Annotated in this window: 2 protein-coding genes; both read right to left on the reverse strand. The window is 78.3% G+C overall.

From position 1 onward, the window contains the following. On the reverse strand, positions 1 to 503 hold a 503-nt coding region (locus GT045_RS33365), incomplete at its 3' end, for an XdhC family protein (RefSeq protein WP_161336482.1). Next, positions 496 to 1,161 (reverse strand): VWA domain-containing protein (locus tag GT045_RS33370; protein ID WP_161336483.1); only part of this gene is annotated, 666 nt, incomplete at its 5' end. The genes GT045_RS33370 and GT045_RS33365, both read right to left, overlap by 8 nt.

Here is a 1,161-nt window from a genome sequence, read left to right on the forward strand (position 1 = left end):
GCCAGTTCGCCGCGCGCGTCGGCGGTGACGGCGGCATCGAGCCCGGCCGCGCCGAGCGTGCCCCGCACGGCGCCGGGCCAGACCGCGAGCACGGCCCCGCGCGGGGCGGGTCCGTCGACCACCGTGGCCGTGGTCACCGGTTCGCCCGCGGCGACCGACGCGGCGAGCGCACCGAAGGCCGGGTCGGACCCCGGCGTCACCGGCCGGACCAGCACGGTGATCTCCCCGCCGCAGGTCAGCCCGACGGCGAACGCGTCCTCGTCGCTGTAGCCGAAGGTCGCGAGCCGGGCCGTGCCGCTCGCCACGACCTCCTGCGCGAGCTCGAACACCGCCCCTTCCACACACCCGCCGGACACACTGCCCAGCACCTCGTCGTCCGGCCCCACCGCCATGGCCGCGCCCGGCCCGCGCGGCGCACTGCGGCTGACCGCGACGACCGTGGCGAGCCCGAACGGGACCCGGGCCGCGTACCAGCGCTCCAGCGCCGGCAGGATCTCACGCACCGTCCACTCCTCTCCCCGCCGGCTCTCCGGCCGCCGTCTCTGCGGCCGACGCCCCGCGCACCACCGCCGCCAGCCGCTCCAGCGCCGCGAGACTGTGCCCCTCCACGAAGGCGTCGACGCTGGGCAGGGCCGCCGCCATCCCGGCGGCGAGCGGCGCGTAACCGGGGCGGGCCTTGCGCGGGTTGGCCCAGATCACCTGATGGGCCAGGCCGTGCAGCCGGCGCATCTGCGCGCCCAGCAGCTCCGGATCGCCGCGCTCCCAGCCGTCCGAGAGCAGGACCACGACAGCGCCGCGCGCCATGCCGCGCTGACCCCAGCGGTTCAGGAACTCCCGCAGCAGCTCGCCGAGCCGGGTGCCGCCGCGCCAGTCGGGTACGGCGGCGGCGACGGCGGCCATGGCCAGGTCCGGGTCGCGGTGCGTCAGCTCGCGGGTGGCCCGGGTCAGCCGCGTACCGACGGTGAACACCTCCGTGCGGCCCCCGCGCACGGCCGCGTGCGCGAACCGCAGCAGCGCGTCGGCGTACGGCGCCATCGAACCGCTCACGTCGACCAGCAGCACGACCCGCCGAGGCCGGGCCACGCGCGCGTGCCGGCGCAGCCGGGCCGGCTCCCCGCCGCGCCGCAGCAGCTCGCGTACGGTGCGGCGCGGGTCGACCTC

The organism is Streptomyces sp. SID486 (assembly GCF_009865385.1).
Classification (GTDB): Bacteria; Actinomycetota; Actinomycetes; order Streptomycetales; family Streptomycetaceae; genus Streptomyces.